The 537-nt window shown below is 50.7% G+C and carries 1 rRNA gene; it reads right to left on the bottom strand.

Annotated features, from left to right (window positions below):
- Positions 1-461, bottom strand: a 23S ribosomal RNA gene (locus RB298_RS29110); the annotation flags it as partial.
- Positions 462-537: the final 76 nt, after the last annotated feature.

Here is a 537-nt window from a genome sequence, read left to right as displayed (position 1 = left end):
GTCCTGCTGGATTCATACGGGGTTTCACGTGCCCCGCACTACTCGGGATCCGTCTCGGAGGTCATATACTTTCGGCTACAGGGCTTTTACCTCTTATAGCGGGCCTTTCCAGACCTCTTCGCCTAATATGTTCCTTTGTAACTCCATGTGAGACGTCCCACAAACCCAGAGGGCAAGCTCTCTGGTATAGGCTGTTCCGCGTTCGTTCGCCGCGACTGACGGAATCACTCTTGTTTTCTCTTCCTCCAGGTCCTTAGATGTTTCATTTCCCTGGTTATGCCTCCACGCATCCACTGTATTCAGATACGGGTAACTGACTATTACATCAGCTGGGTTTCCCCATTCGGACATCCCCGGATCGAAGCTTGCTTACAGCTCCCCGAGGCAGTATCGTTTTTCGCCACGTCCTTCTTCGGCTCCTAGCGCCTAGGCATCCTCCGTGTGCTCTTAGTAGCTTAACCAATGCTCCGGTTATTGTGGATCAACGATCCCAAAACCTTCGCTGCTACTTTTATTAAAACTTGTTTTGACACAAGT

The sequence above is a fragment of the Priestia sp. BR_2 genome, from assembly GCF_041954005.1.
Taxonomy (GTDB): Bacteria; Bacillota; Bacilli; order Paenibacillales; family Paenibacillaceae; genus Paenibacillus_AQ; species Paenibacillus_AQ lautus_A.
Note: the sequence above shows the minus strand (reverse complement) of the source record. Positions and strands in the feature narration are given on the sequence as shown.